General features: G+C 70.8%; 15 protein-coding genes. 7 read left to right on the top strand and 8 right to left on the bottom strand.

Annotation, left to right across the window (positions count from 1 at the left end; all coding sequences use genetic code 11):
- Positions 1–9: 9 nt before the first annotated feature.
- The 5 genes from ABZ470_RS06085 to ABZ470_RS06065 form a co-directional block, all read right to left on the bottom strand.
- A complete protein-coding gene (locus ABZ470_RS06085) occupies positions 10–516 on the bottom strand; it encodes a methylated-DNA--[protein]-cysteine S-methyltransferase (protein WP_362910295.1) in 507 nt (168 codons plus the stop codon).
- Positions 513–1922: an AlkA N-terminal domain-containing protein gene (locus tag ABZ470_RS06080; RefSeq protein ID WP_362910293.1), complete on the bottom strand. Its 1410-nt coding sequence runs from the start codon at positions 1920–1922 to the stop codon at positions 513–515. The genes ABZ470_RS06085 and ABZ470_RS06080 overlap by 4 nt, the downstream gene beginning before the upstream one ends.
- 75 nt (positions 1923–1997) lie before the next feature.
- Entirely contained in the window at positions 1998–2939 is a 942-nt protein-coding gene (locus ABZ470_RS06075; RefSeq protein WP_352010001.1) for an NYN domain-containing protein, read from the bottom strand.
- Positions 2940–3041: 102 nt separating this feature from the next.
- Positions 3042–3239, bottom strand: coding sequence for an acyl-CoA carboxylase epsilon subunit (locus ABZ470_RS06070; protein ID WP_362910291.1), 198 nt, complete (start codon positions 3237–3239; stop codon positions 3042–3044).
- Positions 3236–4828, bottom strand: coding sequence for an acyl-CoA carboxylase subunit beta (locus ABZ470_RS06065; protein ID WP_352009999.1), 1593 nt, complete (start codon positions 4826–4828; stop codon positions 3236–3238). Before ABZ470_RS06065 ends, ABZ470_RS06070 begins: the two co-directional genes overlap by 4 nt.
- A 209-nt stretch (positions 4829–5037) precedes the next feature.
- Between ABZ470_RS06065 and ABZ470_RS06060 the strand changes: the two genes are divergently transcribed.
- The 3 genes from ABZ470_RS06060 (at position 5038) to ABZ470_RS06050 (ending at position 10108) form a co-directional block, all read left to right on the top strand.
- The gene (locus ABZ470_RS06060; RefSeq protein WP_362772717.1) at positions 5038–5826 is read left to right on the top strand and encodes an ABC transporter ATP-binding protein; all 789 of its coding nucleotides are present in this window, start codon (positions 5038–5040) and stop codon (positions 5824–5826) included.
- On the top strand, positions 5802–7406 hold the full coding sequence (locus ABZ470_RS06055) for a hypothetical protein (RefSeq protein ID WP_362910289.1): 1605 nt from the start codon (positions 5802–5804) through the stop codon (positions 7404–7406). Before ABZ470_RS06060 ends, ABZ470_RS06055 begins: the two co-directional genes overlap by 25 nt.
- A 65-nt stretch (positions 7407–7471) precedes the next feature.
- Complete coding sequence (locus tag ABZ470_RS06050) at positions 7472–10108, top strand: phosphoenolpyruvate carboxylase (protein WP_362910286.1); 2637 nt, start codon at positions 7472–7474, stop codon at positions 10106–10108.
- A gap of 24 nt (positions 10109–10132) precedes the next feature.
- On the opposite strand, the gene fdhD is transcribed toward ABZ470_RS06050, so the two are convergent.
- Positions 10133–11005: a formate dehydrogenase accessory sulfurtransferase FdhD gene (gene fdhD / locus ABZ470_RS06045; RefSeq protein ID WP_352009995.1), complete on the bottom strand. Its 873-nt coding sequence runs from the start codon at positions 11003–11005 to the stop codon at positions 10133–10135.
- Between the two features lie 109 nt (positions 11006–11114).
- Here fdhD and ABZ470_RS06040 point away from each other — a divergent pair, with 109 nt between their 5' ends.
- The 4 genes from ABZ470_RS06040 to ABZ470_RS06025 all read left to right on the top strand — a co-directional run bounded on the left by ABZ470_RS06040 (position 11115) and on the right by ABZ470_RS06025 (position 14230).
- Complete coding sequence (locus ABZ470_RS06040) at positions 11115–11939, top strand: biotin--[acetyl-CoA-carboxylase] ligase (protein WP_352009994.1); 825 nt, start codon at positions 11115–11117, stop codon at positions 11937–11939.
- A 33-nt stretch (positions 11940–11972) separates the two neighbouring features.
- Complete coding sequence (locus ABZ470_RS06035) at positions 11973–12491, top strand: PH domain-containing protein (protein ID WP_352009993.1); 519 nt, start codon at positions 11973–11975, stop codon at positions 12489–12491.
- 82 nt (positions 12492–12573) lie between these two features.
- Positions 12574–13494 (top strand): DNA-processing protein DprA, encoded by a 921-nt coding sequence (locus ABZ470_RS06030; RefSeq protein WP_362910283.1) that lies wholly within the window; start codon positions 12574–12576, stop codon positions 13492–13494.
- A gap of 100 nt (positions 13495–13594) precedes the next feature.
- Positions 13595–14230, top strand: a complete 636-nt coding sequence (locus ABZ470_RS06025) for a phosphoribosyltransferase (protein ID WP_362910281.1) — start codon at positions 13595–13597, stop codon at positions 14228–14230.
- Positions 14231–14311: 81 nt separating this feature from the next.
- Here the strand turns inward: ABZ470_RS06025 and ABZ470_RS06020 are convergent, their stop codons facing one another.
- Entirely contained in the window at positions 14312–15982 is a 1671-nt protein-coding gene (locus tag ABZ470_RS06020) for a PQQ-binding-like beta-propeller repeat protein (protein ID WP_362910279.1), read from the bottom strand.
- Between the two features lie 255 nt (positions 15983–16237).
- On the bottom strand, positions 16238–17902 hold the full coding sequence (locus ABZ470_RS06015) for a carboxylesterase family protein (protein ID WP_362910277.1): 1665 nt from the start codon (positions 17900–17902) through the stop codon (positions 16238–16240).
- Between the last annotated feature and the right edge of the window lie 187 nt (positions 17903–18089).

Below are 18089 nucleotides of genomic sequence, written 5' to 3'. Positions count from 1 at the left end.
GCGGGCCGGTCAGGGCAGGAGGGCGCCCTCGTGGGTGAGCAGCCACCGCTTGACCGGGACGCCGTAGTAGTAACCGCCGAAGCCGCCGGTCGAGGGCAGGACGCGGTGACACGGCACGAACGGGGCGATCAGGTTCTGCGCGCAGGCGCCTCCCGCGGCCCTGGCCGCCGTCCTGGGCAGCCCCGCCCGTTCGGCCAGCTCGGCGTAGCTGACCGTGACGCCGGGCGGGACCTGCCGCAGGGCGTCGAGCAGCCGCTGCCGTTTCGGGGTGCCGGGCTGCGTCACCTCGACGCTGTCGAGGGCCTTGAGGTCGCCGTCCAGATAGTCCCGTACGGCCCGCGCGGACGGGCCCAGGTCGTCGGTGACGACCAGGTCGAGGGCCCTGAGGGCGGGCGGGAGCCGTACGAACATCTCCTGGGGATCGGCGGTGAAACCGGCCGCCACGACGACGCCCTCGCGGGCGAGCAGCGCCAGCGGGCCGATGGGGGTGGGGAGGACCTGTGCCTCGACGGTCATGCGGCGCTCCAGAGGTGTAGCGCGGCGTAGGCCCGCCAGGGCCGCCACCGCTCGATGTGGTCTTCGGGGATGTCCAGGCGGGCCATGGTCCTGCGCAGCACCAGGTCGCCGTCGGGCCAGGCGTCCGGGTCACGCAGCGCCCGCAGCGCCACGTAGCTCGCCGTCCACGGCCCGATGCCGGGCAGCGGCAGCAGCCGGGAGACGACCTGGGCGGGTTCCTGCGCGCCGTCCAGGTCGATCTCGCCCTCGGCGACGCACGCGGCGAGCGCCCTGAGCGTGGCGACCCGCCGCCCGGTCAGCCCGAGCCCTTCGAGGTCGGCTTCGAGCAGCTCGCCGGGGGCCGGGAACAGCACGCCGCCGTGGCCCGCGCGGGCGACGATCCTGCCCAGCAGGGTACGGGCGCCCGCGACGGAGATCTGCTGGCCGACCACGGCGCGCACGGCGACCTCGAAGCCGTCCCACGCGCCGGGCACCCGCAGGCCCGGGTTGGCGGTGACCAGCGGGCCCAGGGAGGTCCCCCCGAGCGCGTCGGCGATGGCCTGCGGGTCGGCGTCGAGGTCGAGCAGACGGCGGCAGCGGGCCACGACGCGGGCAAGCCCCCGGGTGTCGTCGAGTTCGACGTCGAGCCGCACGTGGCCGGGCAACGGGGTGAGGGTGACGGCACCGCCGGGGACCACCCTGCTGTAGGAGGTCTCGTCGACGGTCTCCAGGCCGGGGATCGCCCTGGCCCGCAGGAACCGCAGCAGCGCCCGCGAGTCGTACGGCTCGCGCCGGTGCAGCCGCAGCGTCAGCGAGGTGTCGGCCACGGCCCTGCCCCCGTTCCCGCCCCCGTCCCTGCTCGCGGTCGCCCGCAGTTCGCCGGGCGTGAAGCCGTACGTCTCCTTCATGGTCGCGTTGAACTGGCGCACGCTGCCGAAGCCGGAGGCGAAGGCCACGTCGGTGATCGGCAGGCCGGTCTCGGTGAGCAGCTGTTTGGCCAGCAGCAGGCGTTTCGTCCTGGCGACGGCCAGCGGGCCGACGCCGATCTCGGTGGTGAACAGGCGGTGCAGGTGCCGTTCGGTGATGTGCAGGCGACCGGCCAGCCTGGCGACCCCGCCGTTGTCGGCCACGCCCTCGTCGATCAGCCGCAGTGCCCTGCCGATCAGGTCGCCCCGGTGGTCCCAGCCGGGGTCTCCGGGGCTGAGCTCGGGACGGCAGCGTTTGCACGGCCGGAACCCGGCCGCCTCGGCGGAGGCGGCGTGGCGGTAGAAGCGCACGTTGCGCGAGGCGGGTGTGCGGGCGGGGCAGATGGGCCTGCAGTAGATGCGGGTGGAGGTGACAGCTGTGTAGAACCGCCCGTCGAACCGGGCGTCCCTGGCGGTCACCGCGCGGTAACAGGAGTCGAAGTCAAGCTCTGCGACGGACATGTCCTCAACGATATGAGCAGCGTAGAGGGTGTGACCGGCGGGATTCGGACGTGACCGTGGATCACCGTGGGGAGATCACTTCGAGGAGATGCCGACCCCGATCTCGAACTCGCGGTAGACCCTGGCCCAGAAGCCGTCGCGCAGCCAGACCCTGGCCTCGGGGTAGGGGCGCAGGGAGTGGCCCAGCTCCTTCTCGGCCTCGATGAGCAGCTCGGTGTCGATGACCGTGGGCAGGATCGGGCCGGGCAGCAGGTCGCGGATGTTGTCGCGGCCCCGGGTGAGGATCCACTTCTGGGCCACGTGCTCGCCGACGTCCTCGACCCGGGGGCGGCTCGGCCCGAGCTTGGCGGGCTGACCGGCGGGGGCCTTCGGCTTGGCGGCGGTACGGCCGGCGAAGACCTGGGCCGGGGAGGGCGTCACCGGCGGCACCGGGACGGGGACGGGCGCGGGGGCGCGGCTGAAGAAGGAGCGCAGGAAGTCGGCGCTGATGATCTCGACGGTGTCGGACTCCCAGACCAGGCGCTCGGCCTGGTTGGTGCCGTAGGGCGGCTCGACGCCCCACAGGTGGATGCGCACGCCGTAGGCCTGGGCCGCCTCGACGGCGGGGACCATGTCCTCGTCTCCGGCCAGCAGGATGGTGTCGCTCACCGCGTGGTGCCTGGCCAGGGCCTCCAGGTCGCTCCTGATCTGGGCGTCCACGCCTTTCTGCTGGCCGCGGGCGTTGAGGTTGCCGAGCCGGACCTTGACCCAGGGGAGCTGGGCGATGACGCGCTGGTCGACGGTCGGCACCCGGTCTCTGGCGGCGTCGTACCAGTAGATCCGCAGCAGCTCGCCGTGGATGCGCGCCTCGGCGTGCTTCTGCAGCGCCTGGATGAGTTCGTCGGCGGCGACGCGGTACTCCTTGCGCTCCTTGGCGCCCAGGAGGACCTCTCCCGCCGCCGCGTAGAGATAGCCGACGTCCACGAGGACGGCGTACTTGGCGGCGACGGGATGCGTTGTGAGGTCCAGGATGGTCATCTCGTCCTCCAGGCCTCGGAACTCACTGATCGGGCTGACTATATGCGCCCATTTCTTAGATAGTCCCAAGTCTCGTGCAACTTGACACCCCGTTCCATGGATCTAACGAGGCAGTCCGCTTGATCTCCAAGCACCATGTCCGGTGGGCAGATACTTTCGCATGCGGTGTGAGGGATTACGCCAATTTTCGCGCTTTGGTGCTGCTTTCGCCGCCGGGGCCGTCCGTGCGGCGAGGGCGACCACCAGCGCGACGACCTCCTCCTGTGTCGCTTCTCCATGAACGATCTTCAGGTGTGTCATAGCGGGATGTTCCCATGCTTCTTGGGGGGCAGGACCGTTCGCTTGTTGCGCAGGGCGCGCAGGGCCCTGACGACCTGGACTCGGGTGTCGGACGGGCGGATCACGGCGTCCACATACCCTCGTTCGGCCGCGAGATACGGGTTGGCGAGGGTGTCTTCGTACTCGGTGACGAATCTGGCCCGCTCGGCGTCGGGATCGGCGGCCGAAGCCAGCTCACGCCGGTAGAGGATGTTGACCGCGCCCTGGGCGCCCATCACCGCGATCTGCGCGGTCGGCCAGGCCAGGTTGACGTCCGCGCCCAGGTGCTTGGAGCCCATGACGTCGTAGGCGCCGCCGTACGCCTTGCGGGTGATCACGGTGACCAGTGGGACGGTCGCCTCGGCGTAGGCGTACAACAGTTTGGCCCCGCGGCGGATGATCCCGTTCCATTCTTGATCAGTTCCCGGAAGGAATCCCGGTACGTCCACAAAAGTAAGAACGGGAATGTTAAAGGCATCACAAGTACGGACAAATCTGGCGGCTTTCTCGGAGGCCGCGATGTCCAGCGTCCCGGCGAAACTCATCGGCTGGTTGGCGACGATCCCCACCGAACGTCCCTCGACCCGGCCGAAACCCACCAGGATGTTCGGCGCGAACAGCGCGTGCACCTCAAGGAACTCGCCGTCGTCGAGCACGTGCTCGACGACGGTGTGCATGTCGTACGGCTGGTTCGCCGAGTCGGGGATCAGCGTGTCCAGCTCCCTGTCCTCGTCGGTGGTCTCCAGGACCGGCTCCGCGTCCAGCACCGGGGCCTCGTCCAGGTTGTTCGACGGCAGGTAGGACAGCAGCGCCCTGGCGAACTCCAGGCAGTCGGCCTCGTCGACGGCCTCGTAGTGCGCCACGCCCGACCTGGAGTTGTGCGTGTGCGCGCCGCCGAGTTCCTCGAACGTCACCTCCTCGCCGGTGACCGTCCTGATGACGTCGGGGCCGGTGATGAACATGTGCGACTTCTCCGACACCATCAGCACGAAGTCGGTGAGCGCGGGGGAGTAGACCGCGCCGCCCGCGCACGGGCCCATAACCAGCGAGATCTGCGGGACGACGCCGGAGGCGTGCACGTTCCGCTTGAAGATCTCGGCGTACAGGCCCAGGGAGACGACGCCCTCCTGGATGCGCGCCCCGCCGGAGTCGTTGATGCCGACCACCGGGCAGCCGGTCTTCAGGGCGTGGTCCATGACCTTGACGATCTTCTCGCCGAAGACCTCGCCGAGGGAGCCGCCGAACACGGTGAAGTCCTGGGCGAAGATCGCCACCGGCCTGCCGTCGACCGTGCCGTGCCCGGTCACCACGCCGTCGCCGTACGGCCTCTCGCGGTCGAGGCCGAAGTTGGTCGAACGGTGCCTGGCCAGTTCGTCGAACTCGACGAAGCTGCCCTCGTCCAGGAAGGAGAGCACACGCTCCCTGGCCGTCATCTTGCCTTTGGCGTGTTGCTTGTCGACCGCGCGCGCCGAACCGGCGTGAGCCGCCTCGTCCAGGCGGCGTTCCAGGTCGGCGAGCTTGCCCGCGGTCGTGTGGATGTCGATCCCCGGGGCTGTCGGCTCGGCGCTCATCGGGTCCTTCACTCCTCGCTGCGTTCGTGACAGGCGCGCCCGGGCGTGGCGGCCGTTGTGCGGCCTGACGTTTCCGGGCGCGCGGGCGCGTTCCCCGCTCGTTTCCAGCAGGGTAGCCCTCCGGTGATCCCGGAACCCAGAGGGGTCCCGGACCGTTCTGAGCTGGGAGGTATGACTTCCAAAAGGTTAATTCTGGCAAAATAGAGGTCATGATGGACAGCGCCGAAGCGGTACGAACACAACAGCTCTTCAAGAGATTCGGGCAGCAGGTGGCCGTCGGCGGTGTCGATCTCGTCGTGCCCCGCGGCAGTTTCGCCGGACTGGTCGGTCCGAACGGCGCGGGCAAGACGACCACGCTCAGCATGGTCACCGGTCTGCTCCGCCCGGACGGCGGCGCCATCCACATCGACGGCCTCGACGTCTGGCGCGACCCGGTCCAGGTCAAGGCCCGTATCGGTGTGCTGCCCGAGGGGCTGCGCCTGTTCGAACGCCTGTCCGGCAGGGAACTGCTGTCCTACAACGGCCAGCTCAGGGGCATCCCCAAGGCCGAGGTCGAACGCAGGGCCGAGGAACTGCTGCGGGTCATGGACCTGACGGAGTCGGCGGACAAGCTCGTCGTCGACTACTCCACCGGCATGCGCAAGAAGATCGGCCTGGCCTCCGCCCTGCTGCACAACCCCAGGGTGCTCTTCCTCGACGAGCCCTTCGAGGGCGTCGACCCGGTCAGCGCCAACACACTGACCGAGGTCCTGCGGCGCTACACCGAGTCCGGCGCGACCGTCGTCTTCTCCAGCCACGTCATGGACCTCGTCGAGCGCCTGTGCGACTGGGTCTCCGTGATGAGCAGGGGCCAGATCGTCGCCCAGGGGCCGCTGGACCAGGTCCGCGCGGGACGCAGCCTCAACGAGGCCTTCCTCGGGCTGGTCGGCGCGGGCGGCCACGGACACGGCGACGGCGGAGGGGAGGGTCTGTCATGGCTGGGCGCGACCTCGGCGTGAACGAACGGGCCGCGCGGGTCGGCCCCATGCTCTTCGTACGGCTCAAGCTCAGGTTGATCGCCGGGAACCTGCGCGGCAACGGCGCGCGTGTCGCCGGGTTCGTCTTCACCGTGCTCGCCGCCGTGGTCGTCGCCGGTCTCGGCTTCGTCGGGGTCTCCGCGCTGCGGTTCGCCCCCGCCGAGATCGCGGCCGACGTCGGGGTGGTGCTGTTCACCGTCTTCGTGGTGTGCTGGGCCATCGGGCCGCTGCTGGTCTTCGGTCTCGACGACACGCTCGACCCGTCGCGCCTGGCGCTGCTGCCGCTGACCACCGGCAGGCTCGCGGCCGGGATGTTCGCCGCCTCGATCACCGGTGTCTGGCCGATCTCCGCGCTGATCGTCATGTCCGGCGCGGTCGTCGGCATCGCGAGCGGGATCGGCGGAGCGCTCCTCGGGGTCGTCGCGGTGCTGCTGCAGTTCGCGCTGTGCATCGTCACCTCACGGCTGGTCACCACCTCCCTGTCCGGCGTCATGCGCACCCGCAGGGGACGCGACGTGCTCGCCGTCTCCGTCGTCCTGTTCGTCCTGGCCGGGCAGATCCCCAACCTGGTGCTCAACGGTGGCTTCTCCACTGACCCGGGGCGGATGCTGCACGCCGTGGCCTCGGTGCTGCGCTGGACCCCGCCGGGCCTGGCCGCCCACGCCATCGCGGACGGCGGCCTGGTCGCCGTCGCCGAACTGCTGGTGCTGGCCGTACTGGTGGTGGTGATCGGGCGGCTGTGGATCGCCGCGCTGCGCAGGGCGCTGGTCACCCCGGACGCCTCGACCCAGGGCGCCTCGGTGCGCAACTCCCGGGGCCTGCTCGCCAGGTTCCTGCCGGACGGGCAGCTCGCCGCGGTCGCGACCAAGGAGCTGAAGTACGCCCGCCGCGACCCCAGGGGCAGGGTCGTCTGGTTCACCTCCCTTGTGGTCACCGGCATCATGGCCTTCTCCCTGAGCAGGGGAGAGGGGATGGGCGGTGCCGGCCTGGTGGTCGGCCCGGCCTGCCTGGGCGCGGTGATGATCGCCCTGCAGTCGGCCAACTCCTTCGGCATCGACGGCCGCTCGCTGTGGATGAACGCCGTGGTCTACGGCACCGGCGGAGACTGGCGGACCGACCTGGCCGGGCGGCACCTGGCCGTCGCGACGATCGCCGTGCCGCTGCTCGCCCTGGTGGCCGTGATCGCCTCCCTGCTGGCCGGTGACCCGATGCTGGCGATCCCCGGAGCGCTCAGCGGCTGGGGCGTCCTGGGTGTCGGGCTCGGGGTCGGCGCCCTGACGAGCGTGCTGGTGCCGTACTCGGTGCCGGAGCGGCTCAACGCCTTCACCGGCGCGGTGCCGGGACAGGGCGGCCTCGCCTTCGTGGCCTCCTTCGGCGCGATGATCGGCGGCGGCCTGCTGTCGCTGCCCGTCGTCGTGCCCGTCCTGCTCGGCGTCACCTGGGTCAGCGTGCTGGCGGTGCCGTACGGACTGCTGGTCGCGTGGGCGGGACGGAGAGTGGCGGGGAGCGTCGGTTTCCGCAGGTATCCGGAGCTCGTGGGGGCCGTCTCCCGAGGGGGCTGATTGGTCTAGTCCAATAGGTGGGACCGGTCTGCGGTGAAGAATTCGGACTGACTACGCTGACGATTATGTCCGCTATCGCGAACACCGCAGAACGTTCATCCGCTGTCACCGAGATGCCCGACGAGCTCCGCGCGGATGTGCGGCTGCTCGGTGGGCTCCTGGGGCAGGTGATCGCCGAGCACGGAGGCGACGACCTGCTCGCCGACGTCGAACGCCTTCGCAAGGCCGTCATCGACGCCCGTCGCGGGAAGGTCTCCGGCGACGAGATCACCGAGATGGTCGCGCAGTGGCCGGTCGACAGGGCGGTGCTGATCGCCCGCGCCTTCACCTGCTACTTCCACCTGGCGAACCTCGCCGAGGAGCATTTCAGGATCCGCACCCTCCGTGTCCGTGACACGGGGGAGGAACCGCTGCCGGAGTCCATCGCGCAGGCCGTACAGGAACTGGGCGGTGAGCGCGTCGCCGAGCTGGTCGAGGGGCTGCGGCTGCACCCGGTGCTGACCGCGCACCCGACCGAGGCCCGCAGGCGCGCGGTCGTCACCGCGATCCAGCGGATCAGCGGCAGGCTCGCCGCCTACAACAGTCCCGACCGGGGCGCGGCCGAACGGGCCGAGACCCGGCGGCGGCTCCTTGAGGAGATCGACCTGCTGTGGCGGACCGCGCAGCTCAGGTCGACCAAGCTCGACCCGCTCGACGAGGTGCGCACCGCCATGGCCGCCTTCGACGAGACGCTGTTCCGGGTCGTGCCGCTGGTCTACCGCTCGCTGGACGCCGCGCTCGGCGAGGGCACCGGCACCCGTGAGCCGCTGGCCAGGGCTTTCATCCGCTACGGGAGCTGGATCGGCGGCGACCGCGACGGCAACCCCAACGTCACCGCCAAGGTGACCAGGGACGCCGTGCTCATCCAGTCGGAGCACGTGCTGATCGCGCTGGAGAACGCCGCGCTCAGGATCGGCAGGTCGCTCACCCTGACCTCCTCCTACGCGCCCGCCTCCGCGGAGCTGCGGGCCGCGCTGTACGCGGCGGAGAACGACCACCCCGAGCTGGTCTCGGAGATGGCCACCCGTTCGCCGCAGGAACCGCACCGGCAGTGGCTGCTGTTCGTCGCCGCCAGGATCGCGGCGACCAGGAAGCGCGGCCTCGACCTGGCCTACCGTTCTCCGGAGGAGCTGCTGGCCGACCTGCGCCTGGCCCAGGAGTCGCTGGTCGCCGCCAAGGCGTCCCGGCAGGCCTACGGCGAGCTGCAGCACCTCGTCTGGCAGGTGGAGACGTTCGGCTTCCACCTGGCCGAGCTTGAGGTGCGCCAGCACTCGCAGGTCCACGCCCAGGCGCTGGCCGAGCTGGCCGAGGGCCGTACCTCGGAGCGCACCGACGAGGTTCTGGCCACCATCAGGACGATCGGCTGGATCCAGGAGCGGTTCGGCACGACCGCCTGCTCCCGCTACGTGGTCTCCTTCACCCGTTCCGCGGACGACGTCGCCGCCGTCTACACGCTGGCCGGGCACGCCCTGGGAGATCGGGCGCCCAGCCTCGACGTGGTCCCGCTGTTCGAGTCGGGCGCCGACCTGGCCAACGCGCCCGCCGTACTGTCCGGCATGCTGGACATCCCCGGCATCCAGGACAGGCTCGCGGTCAACGGCCGCCGGCTTGAGGTCATGCTCGGCTACTCCGACTCCGCCAAGGAACTCGGCCCGGCCGCCGCGACGCTGAAGCTGTACGAGGCGCAGGAGGCGCTGACCGCCTGGGCCGCGGAACACGACGTACGGCTGACGCTCTTCCACGGCCGGGGCGGCGCCCTGGGCCGGGGCGGCGGTCCCGCCAACCGCGCCGTGCTCGCCCAGGCGCCCGGTTCCGTCGGAGGCAGGTTCAAGGTCACCGAGCAGGGTGAGGTCATCTTCGCCCGCTACGGCCACGCCGCCATCGCCCGCCGCCACATGGAACAGGTCACCTCGGCGGTGCTGCTCGCCTCGACCCCGACCATCGAGGACCGTACGGCCAGGGCGGCGGGACGCTTCCGCGGCCTCGCCGAGCAGGTCGCCTCCGCCTCGGAGCGGGCCTACCGGTCGCTGACCGAGGCCTCCGGCTTCCCCGAGTGGTTCTCCCTGGTCAGCCCGCTTGAGGAGCTCGGCCTGCTGCGCCTTGGCTCCCGCCCCGCCAGGCGCGGCCTCGGCGCGCCCAGGTCCCTGGACGACCTGCGGGCCATCCCGTGGGTGTTCTCCTGGGCGCAGACCCGGGTCAACCTGCCCGGCTGGTACGGCCTGGGCAGCGGCCTTGAGGCGGCCGTCGCCAAGTCGGGCATCGACGAGCTGCGCGCCGCCTACCGCGAGTGGCCGCTGTTCGCCTCGCTGCTGGACAACGTGGAGATGTCTCTGGCCAAGACCGACCGGGACATCGCGGCCCGCTACCTCGCCCTCGGCGGACGGGACGACTTCGTCGAGCAGGTGCTCACCGAGTACGACCGCACCCGCCGTCTGGCCCTTGAGGTGACCGGCCACAGCCGCCTGCTGGAGAACCGCAGGGTGCTCTCCCGCGCGGTCCAGCTCCGCGACCCGTACGTGGACGCGCTCTCGCACCTGCAGCTGCGCGCCCTGTCCGCCCTGCGCTCCGGCGACACCCTGACCGAGGAGGAGCGCGAGCGGCTGTCCACGCTCCTGCTGCTGTCGGTCAACGGCGTGGCCGCGGGCCTGCAGAACACCGGCTGACCGTTCGAGCGGGTGACCGGGTCCTCACCCGGTCACCCGCTCGGCACCCGCGTAGAGGTTGAAACGCTCCTCACGCAGGAAGCCGACCAGTGTCATCCCGAACTCCCTGGCCAGGTCGACGGCCAGGGAGGAGGGGGCGGAGACGGCGCAGACGACCGGCACGCCCGCGCTCAGCGCCTTCTGCGTGATCTCGTAGCTGGTGCGCCCGCTCACCATCAGGACGTGCCCGGTCAGCGGCGTCATGCCCTTCATCAGGGCCCAGCCGACCAGCTTGTCCAGCGCGTTGTGCCGTCCCACGTCCTCGCGCAGCGCCACCAGGTCGCCCTCCGGGGTGAACAGCCCGGCGGCGTGCAGCCCCCCGGTCTTGCCGAACACGCCCTGTGCCCGTCTGAGGCTCTCCGGCAGGCCGTACAGGGTCTCGGGGGAGACCCGCACGTCACCGGCGGGCAGCGGGGCGCACCGGTCGCGCAGCGCGTCCAGGCTGGCGCTGCCGCAGACGCCGCAGGCGCTCGACGTCACGAAGTGCCGGTCGAGGGAGGGCAGGTCGGGCAGCGGGCCGCGCAGCCGTACCGTGACGGTGTTGTAGCGGGCCTCGGGCGCCACGTCCTCGTCCGTGCAGTAGGCGATGGAGGCGATCTCCGCCGCCGAGGCCAGGCCCTCGCCGTGCAGGAACCCGGCCGCCAGCTCGAAGTCGGCCCCCGGCGTCCGCATGGTGATCGCCACCGTACGGCGCGCGCCGTCCGACTGGACCCTGATCTCCAGCGGCTCCTCGGTCGCCAGGTCGTCACGCCTGTCCCGCACGACCCCGCCGGCCACCTCCCTGACCCGGGTCCTGGTGCTGGGGCCGGGGCGCCGGACGACCCCTCCGGGCACCGGATGACGTGAGTCTTCGTTCATGGTTCCCATCCTGGCGCTCCAGGCGTGCGTCGTCGTCACCGCCCCGGTGTTGCCTGCTCATTGCCCTGCTTCGGTAACGGATGGTCGCCTGGGGAGGGAAGATGGACGGGTGCTCGACTCGCCCTTCTCCGATCTCGACCGCCCGCCGCTGTCCCAGACGGCGCTCACCCGCGCCCTGGTCCGTCCCGGCGGTCTGTGGTCGGACATCACCGTCGTCGGCAGGACCGGCTCGACGAACGCCGACCTCGCCCAGGCCGCGCGCGACGGCGCCCCACAGGGAACCGTCGTCGTCGCGGAGGCGCAGTCCGCGGGCCGCGGCAGGCTCGGCCGCGTCTGGAGCGCGCCGCCCCGGTCCGGGCTGGCCTTCTCGGTGCTCCTGCGCCCCGAGCCGTCGCCGTCGCGGCAGGGCTGGCTGCCGCTGCTCGTCGGCCTGGCCGCGGCCTCGGCCGTCCGCAGGATCGCCGAGGTCGAGGCCCGCCTGAAGTGGCCGAACGACCTGCTGGTCGGGGAGCGCAAGCTCGCCGGGGTGCTCGCCGAGCGGGTGGACGGCGCGGTGGTCGTGGGCGTCGGGCTCAACGTGAGCATCCGCGCGGAGGAACTGCCCGTCGAGACCGCGACCTCGCTGGCGATCGAGGAGGCCGCCTGCGTCGACCGCGACCCGCTGATCAGGGCGGTGCTGCGGGAGATCGAGACCCACTACCACGAGTGGTCGCGGGCGGACGGCGACGCCGACGCGTGCGGGCTGCGGGCGGCCTATCTGGGGCTCAGCGCGACGGTCGGCCGCGATGTCCGGGTCGAGCTGCCGGGCGAGCGGGTGCTCACCGGGCGGGCCGTCGGCGTCGACGGGGCGGGACATCTGCTCGTCGAGTCGCAGGGGAGCACGCACACGCTGAGCGCGGGAGACGTCGTGCACGTGCGTCCGCACCTCCCGTGACTAACGGGGTCGGGACGTGCCACGATTTGCCCCATGGGTCTCGCTGATCACCACCTGGCGGAGGGGGAACTGCGCATCCGCACGTTCCACCCCCATTGGAAGCGCCTCGTCACGCCGTTCCTCGCGCTGGTCCTCATCGTTCTGGGGTCCGGCGCCGGGATCTTCTTCATGCCGGTCTTCGCCTACGACGGCTACGCGCGCATCGCCGTCGCGGTGATCGCGGTGGGGCTGCTGACGGTGTGGTCGTTCGTGCCGTACCTGCAGTGGAAGAACACCACCTACGTGCTGACCTCGCACCGGCTGGCCATCAGCAGAGGGGTGCTGAACAAGTCGACCGAGGACATCCCGATGACCAAGGTCAACACGGTCAGCGCCGACCAGACCCTGCTTGAACGGCTGTTCGGCTGCGGCACGCTCAACGTCGAGTCGGCGGGGGAGCAGGGACACGTCACGCTGCGCGACATCCCGAACATCCAGGACGTACGCGCCGACCTGTTCCGAGCCGTGGACGAAGCCGACGACGAGGAACCCCGCGAACCCCGCCCTGTCTGAGTCGCAGGGACGGGCGGGACAGAACGGTTCCGGTGAGGCAAGTTCTTGGGGCGGGCCCTTGTCGCTCGGTAGCATCGGGAGCATGCTCCAGGAACTGCGTGAACGCGCCGCGCTTGTGGCGCTGTTGCAGCGCCCTGGCGCCAAATGGCAGGACATCGCGCTGGATGTGCTTGAGGTCGGCAGCGCGGTGACCGTGCTGGAGCGGGGGCTCCGCCTTCAGGAAACGTTGTTTCCCGAGGCCGACCCCGTGACGTCCGCCCTCGCACAGGCCGCGACCTCGCTGGCCGGGTGGGAGTCCGCGGGCATCGGAGTCCACGCCTGCTTCGACCATGACTATCCGAGCCAGCTCCGCGGGATTCACCAGATGCCTCCGCTGCTGTTCTCCCGGGGCGTTCCCGCCGAGGACCGGCGCGCGATCGCCGTGGTGGGCACCCGGCAGGCGAGCGAACAGGGCCTTCGGATCGCGTCGGTGGTGGCCAGGGAGCTGGCTCTGAACAAGGTGACCGTGGTCAGCGGCCTCGCCAGAGGCATCGACACGGCCGCGCACACGGCGGCGCTCGAAGCGGGCGGCCGGACCGTGGCCGTCATCGGAACGGGCGTCAACCGTTTCTACCCGAGTGAGAACCAGGCGCTTCAGCGGCGGATCGCCGTCGAAGGGGCGGTGCTCAGCCAGTTCTGGCCCGACGCCCCGCCCAGCAAGCAGAGCTTCCCCATGCGTAACGCGGTGATGAGCGGTTACGCGGCCGCCACGGTCGTGGTGGAGGCTCCCTGGAAGAGCGGCGCCCGTATCCAGGCGCGGCTGGCCCTTGAACACGGCCGCCCCGTCGTGATGCCCGACCGGCTTCTGGAGCACGACTGGGCGCGGGAATACTCCCAGAGGCCCGGAGTGCATGTGGTTTCCGGCCTCGGCGAGCTACTCTCGGTGGTGGAGCAAGTGATCTCGGACCTGCACACCGGCCCCGAAGCGCTTCCGGAGACCGCCCACCTTGTCGCAACCAACTGATCCATGGCAGTTCGTTCGCGCCCGAGTCGCCCAACAGGCCTTCTACCTCCGCAATCCCCTCGATCCCTCACCCTCCGTCTGTTACGTGTGCCGAGGACCGGTGAATCCAGGCTGGTCCCGCTGCCGCCCCTGTGAACGGCACCTGAGATCGGCGGGGGCGGGGGTCGCCGATGTCGTGGTCCCCATCTCCTACGCGGAGAAACGGACCCAGCACGCCCACAACCTCGCCGTCTACAAGGCGAGGTTTCCCTCGGGAGAGATCCAGACCGACCTGCTCAGTCTGTTCCTGCTCTTCGTCAGGGACCACCTCGGCTGTGTGGCCCAGGCCGCCCGCGTCTCCACCTGGAGTCATGCGGCGGTCGTTCCCAGCACCAGGAACCGGCCGGGTGATCATCCGCTGCGGTCACTTGTCGGAAACCGGCTTGGACTGCCGTGGGTCGAGTTGTCGGTGAATCCGGACATCCCCTCGGAGGTGCGGGAGTTCCGCGCCGACTGGTTCCGGGTTTCCGGCGGAGACGTCGGGGGTGCCCGTGTCCTCCTGCTCGATGACACCTGGACCACAGGGGCACGTGTTCAGTCTGTGGCGTCCGCGCTCAAACGGGCGGGCGCGGAAAGGGTGGCCGCCGTGGTTCTCGGCCGTCATGTGAACCCCGGCTGGGACGGCTGGAGGCCCATCCTCCGCGAGACGAAGGACAGGCCCTTCAGGATGGATCGGTGCGCCGTCCATCCAGGATGAGCTGGGGAAAGGCGGGCCGGGGGAGGTGCGGCCCCCGGCCCTTCCCTCAGGGAGAGCCCACTCCCTTGAGGGAGATCGGGGTCACAGGCCGAAGGCCAGCAGGACCGAACCGTGGTCGGGGTTGGGGTACGGGGTGAACATGTAACCGGAGTTGACGTAGACCATCCCGTGCGAGACGACCGCGCCGCCCGCTCCGGAGACGGCGCCACCGCGTCCGGGCAGGCCGTTGACGCCCTGGACCTCGGTGATCGTGTCGTGGGTCCACAGCACCTCACCGGTGCGCGAGGAGTAGGCCCGCATCTTGCCGTCCATGCTGCCCAGCCACACCAGACCCGGGGTGGTGGTCACCGCGGGGCCGTGGCCGAGCTGGCAGACGTTCGGGTACTGCGCGGCACCACCGGTGGTGCAGCCGTCCGCCGGGTTGGGGGTCTTCCAGATGATGTGGCCGTCGGCCGGGTTGATCGCGAACAGGGTGCCCGGCCTGCCCATGTAGGTCGAGACGTACAGGCGCCGGCCGTCGAAGCTGGTGCCCCACTGGATGCCGGACAGGCCGCCGCTGGGCATCGGCTCGGAGAGCTGACGCTGCCAGACGATCTTTCCGGTCCTGGCGTCGAGCACGTGGTAGACCCCGGCCTTCTGCCCGATGCCGACCAGGTGCCTGCCACCGGCCGTGAACAGGTTGGGCGCGGCGCCCAGGTCGAAGTCGAGCGCGGTTCCCTGGTCGAGGTTCGGGCAGTACTGCTTGTCCTCGGGGGTACGGGCCGAGCACTCGATCCGCCAGGTGTCGACGTCGGTCATCTTCCTGGTCCAGCGGGCCTTGCCGGTCGTGAGGTCCAGCGCCAGGACCGAGTCGTAGTTTCCGGCGCTTCCGGTGTAGTTCTGCCCGGTCCCGACGTACAGGGTGCGGGTGACCGGGTCGATGGCCGGGGTGCTCCACACACCCGCCCCGGACGGCTCGTACCTCGGCACGCCGTTGGGCCAGGTGCCGTTCTGCTTGGGCTCGGGCACCGTGTAGTAGCGCCAGACCTGCTCGCCGGTCTCGGCGTTCAGCGCGTCGATGTGGCCGCGGAAGGTGCAGCAGGGGAAGGTCTTGCCCATGATGTTCTGGCCGCTGGAGACACCGACGTAGACGCGTCCGCCGAAGACGATCGGCGAGCTGGTCACGCCGGAGGAGACCTCGGTGTCGATCTGCCGGGCCCAGGCCAGTTTGCCGGTGCGCTGCTCAAGGGCGTAGAAGTAGCCCCGGCCGTCACCGAAGTAGACCTTGCCCCCGGAGACGGCGGCCCCGTCCTGCACCACGGCGCGGAAGCTCGCGGGACCGACGGTGCTCAGGTCGAAGTCCCACTTCGCGGCGCCGGTGCGCGCGTCCCGGGCGTAGAAGTGGCCGTCCGGAGCGCCGAAGTAGATCGTGTCGCCGACGACGGCGGGCTGACTGTGCGGTGTGCCCGCGTTCTTGGGGAAGGCGAAGGCCCACTTCAGCTTGAGCTGCCCCACGTTGGCCGGGGTGAGCCTGCGTTCGAAGGGGTTGGAGCGCGAACCGCTCAGGTCCTTCTGCCAGGACGCCCAGTCGCCGGGGAGGGAGTGCCCGCCCCCGCCGAGTGCCTCAGTGGTCGCCTCGGTGGTCTGCGCGGTGTCGTCGGGGGGTGCGGCGTTCGCCGTGAGAGGCGTGTTCAGCAGCAGGGTCAGGCACGACGCGGCGACGACCGCGGTCGATCTGAGCACTCTTCCACTGCGGATGGAACGTGTTCCCATGATCTTCTCTCCATGTGTGGTCCCGGCGGCGGGGCGCGCCGTACCGGGAACGGGGAGGCCGGTTGTCGCGTGGGCCGGCCTCTTTCGGTGCGGCCCACGGGACCCGGGGCGGTCCTTTGGGCCGGTTACGACGGGCGGGCACGATGGTGGAGGACGGTCAACCGGCACGCGGGGGCAGGGCGAACAGCCGGTGAGCCGGGCCGTACACGGGAAGGTGTGCGTCGGATCGTCCGGTCACCGGCTGTGGCGTGCCGCTCAGTGCGTGAAGGCCGCGTACTTCTGCCAGAAGCCGCAGTGGTGCTGCTTGGCGATCTCCTCGGTCAGCTGGCTGTCACCGGCCGGCACGAGCGACATGACCGTCGGGTGCGAGCGGGTGTACCTGGACCAGTACGGCGTGCCGTCCACCGTCGGGTTGCCGGTCTTGGCGAACCCGGTCCACTGGGAGACCAGCTGCCTGCCGAAGGTCTGCTGGTTGCCGCTCAGGTCGGTCCTGGGGAAGATCAGGAACGGCACCTCGTTGATGTGGTACGACCCGTTCGGCTTGGTCGTGTCGAGGAAGAACAGCGGCGGGGCGTCGGCGTTGTCCACCTGGAAGCCGAAGACCGGGATGTGCCGGGACAGCCGCTCGTCGTTCAGCAGGGCGGGGCAGACGGAGTTGGAGTCGGCCACGATGGTGCGGTAGGCGATGAACGCCGCGGGCTCGGGGAAGCGCTTCAGCGGGTAGCGCTTGAACACCTCGGGGGCGAGGGTGTCGTACTGCTCCTTGACCAGCCTCTCGTAGTCCGCAGGGGTGTTGGCCCCGGGGAGCTGGGTCTCGTCGCGGTCGACGCCGTGCATGAGGGAGACCCGGTTTATCCGGCCGGTGGCGAACGCCTCGGCGGGTGACAGGGGCAGCACCGTGCCGTCCACGATCGGGGCCAGCGTGCCCTTGTCGGGGCCGAGGCCGTCGCCGGCCTTCTCCAGCAGGGTCTTGGCGGGCACCGCGCGCAGGCAGGCGGCCACGTCCGCGGCGTCCCCGCAGCCGACGGCGGCGGCGAACCGGTCGCCCGTCTGCTGCGCCTCCGCCTCGGTCGGCAGGTCGGCCTTGCAGTCCTGGGTCTGCCACATGGCCTCGTGGCCGCGCAGCGAGTTGTACTCGCCGCTCTGCGAGATGCCCTTCTGGAACAGCCCCCGCGACAGCGGCGAGGTGGTGTGGGCGCACACGCTGGACCCTCCGGCGGAGGCGCCGTAGATGGTCACGTTGCGCGGGTCGCCGCCGAACCGGGAGATGTTGCGCTGGACCCAGCGCAGCGCCTCCTGCTGGTCGCGCAGCGCCCAGTTGCCCGAGCGGGCGCCCAGCGCCTTGTGCGCCAGGAAGCCGAGGATGCCGAGCCGGTAGTCCACGCTGACGTGGACGACACGGCCCGCGCCGGCCAGGTAGGTCCCGTCGGAGGAGGAGCCGAGCCGGAACCCGCCGCCGTGGAACTCGACCATCACGGCCAGCGGCGTGCCGCCCGCGTCGGCGGGAGCGGCGACGTTCAGCTTCAGGCAGTCCTCGTTGAAGGTCTCGGGGGTGAGGAACGCGGGCTGCGGGCAGGGCGTGGAACGCTGGGTGGCCTGCAGGGTCTCCGTCCACGGGGCGTGCCGCTCGGGCGGCGCCCAGCGCAGTTCGCCCACGGGCGGCGCGGCGTAGGGGACGCTGAGCCAGGACTTGACGCCGTTGGTGACCAGGCCGCACACCGGACCCTGGTCGGTCTGCACGGTGGTGTCGGGGGCACAGTCGGGGGCCGCCGTCTGCGGGGCCGCGGCGGTCGGCGCGCCCGCCGGAGCGCTCGGCGCGGCGGAGGCCAGAGCGGTGGGGACCGAGGAGGTGAGGGTCAGGGCAGCCGCGACGAGTGACACGCCCACGGTGAACGTGAAGTGCCGTTTCTTCGTCTTCATGTTGGGTTTCCTTTTGGGACCGACAACAGAGCTGGGGGGATCGGCCGGTGGGGCCGACTTCGATCTGCCGGGCAAATGAACACGAGAGGGCACCCTGACCATAGGACGGGCCGATGGTACGGAACAGGCATGCTGTGCCGGGGTGGACGAACGGCGTTCCCGGAGCGCTCACCGGTCCCGCCGTGTC

The organism is Streptosporangium sp. NPDC020072 (genome assembly GCF_040631445.1).
Classification (GTDB): domain Bacteria; phylum Actinomycetota; class Actinomycetes; order Streptosporangiales; family Streptosporangiaceae; genus Streptosporangium.
The sequence above is the reverse complement of the archived record's forward strand: the minus strand, read 5'-3'. Positions and strand labels throughout refer to the sequence as shown.

Excerpts from the sequence above, each read along its gene's own strand:
- ABZ470_RS06085 (WP_362910295.1), bottom strand. The coding sequence starts at position 516 with ATGACCGTCGAGGCACAGGTCCTCCCCACCCCCATCGGCCCGCTGGCG.
- ABZ470_RS06080 (WP_362910293.1), bottom strand. The coding sequence starts at position 1,922 with ATGTCCGTCGCAGAGCTTGACTTCGACTCCTGTTACCGCGCGGTGACC.
- ABZ470_RS06075 (WP_352010001.1), bottom strand. The coding sequence starts at position 2,939 with ATGACCATCCTGGACCTCACAACGCATCCCGTCGCCGCCAAGTACGCC.
- ABZ470_RS06070 (WP_362910291.1), bottom strand. The coding sequence starts at position 3,239 with ATGACACACCTGAAGATCGTTCATGGAGAAGCGACACAGGAGGAGGTC.
- ABZ470_RS06065 (WP_352009999.1), bottom strand. The coding sequence starts at position 4,828 with ATGAGCGCCGAGCCGACAGCCCCGGGGATCGACATCCACACGACCGCG.
- ABZ470_RS06060 (WP_362772717.1), top strand. The coding sequence starts at position 5,038 with ATGATGGACAGCGCCGAAGCGGTACGAACACAACAGCTCTTCAAGAGA.
- ABZ470_RS06055 (WP_362910289.1), top strand. The coding sequence starts at position 5,802 with ATGGCTGGGCGCGACCTCGGCGTGAACGAACGGGCCGCGCGGGTCGGC.
- ABZ470_RS06050 (WP_362910286.1), top strand. The coding sequence starts at position 7,472 with ATGTCCGCTATCGCGAACACCGCAGAACGTTCATCCGCTGTCACCGAG.
- fdhD (WP_352009995.1), bottom strand. The coding sequence starts at position 11,005 with ATGAACGAAGACTCACGTCATCCGGTGCCCGGAGGGGTCGTCCGGCGC.
- ABZ470_RS06035 (WP_352009993.1), top strand. The coding sequence starts at position 11,973 with ATGGGTCTCGCTGATCACCACCTGGCGGAGGGGGAACTGCGCATCCGC.
- ABZ470_RS06030 (WP_362910283.1), top strand. The coding sequence starts at position 12,574 with ATGCTCCAGGAACTGCGTGAACGCGCCGCGCTTGTGGCGCTGTTGCAG.
- ABZ470_RS06020 (WP_362910279.1), bottom strand. The coding sequence starts at position 15,982 with ATGGGAACACGTTCCATCCGCAGTGGAAGAGTGCTCAGATCGACCGCG.
- ABZ470_RS06015 (WP_362910277.1), bottom strand. The coding sequence starts at position 17,902 with ATGAAGACGAAGAAACGGCACTTCACGTTCACCGTGGGCGTGTCACTC.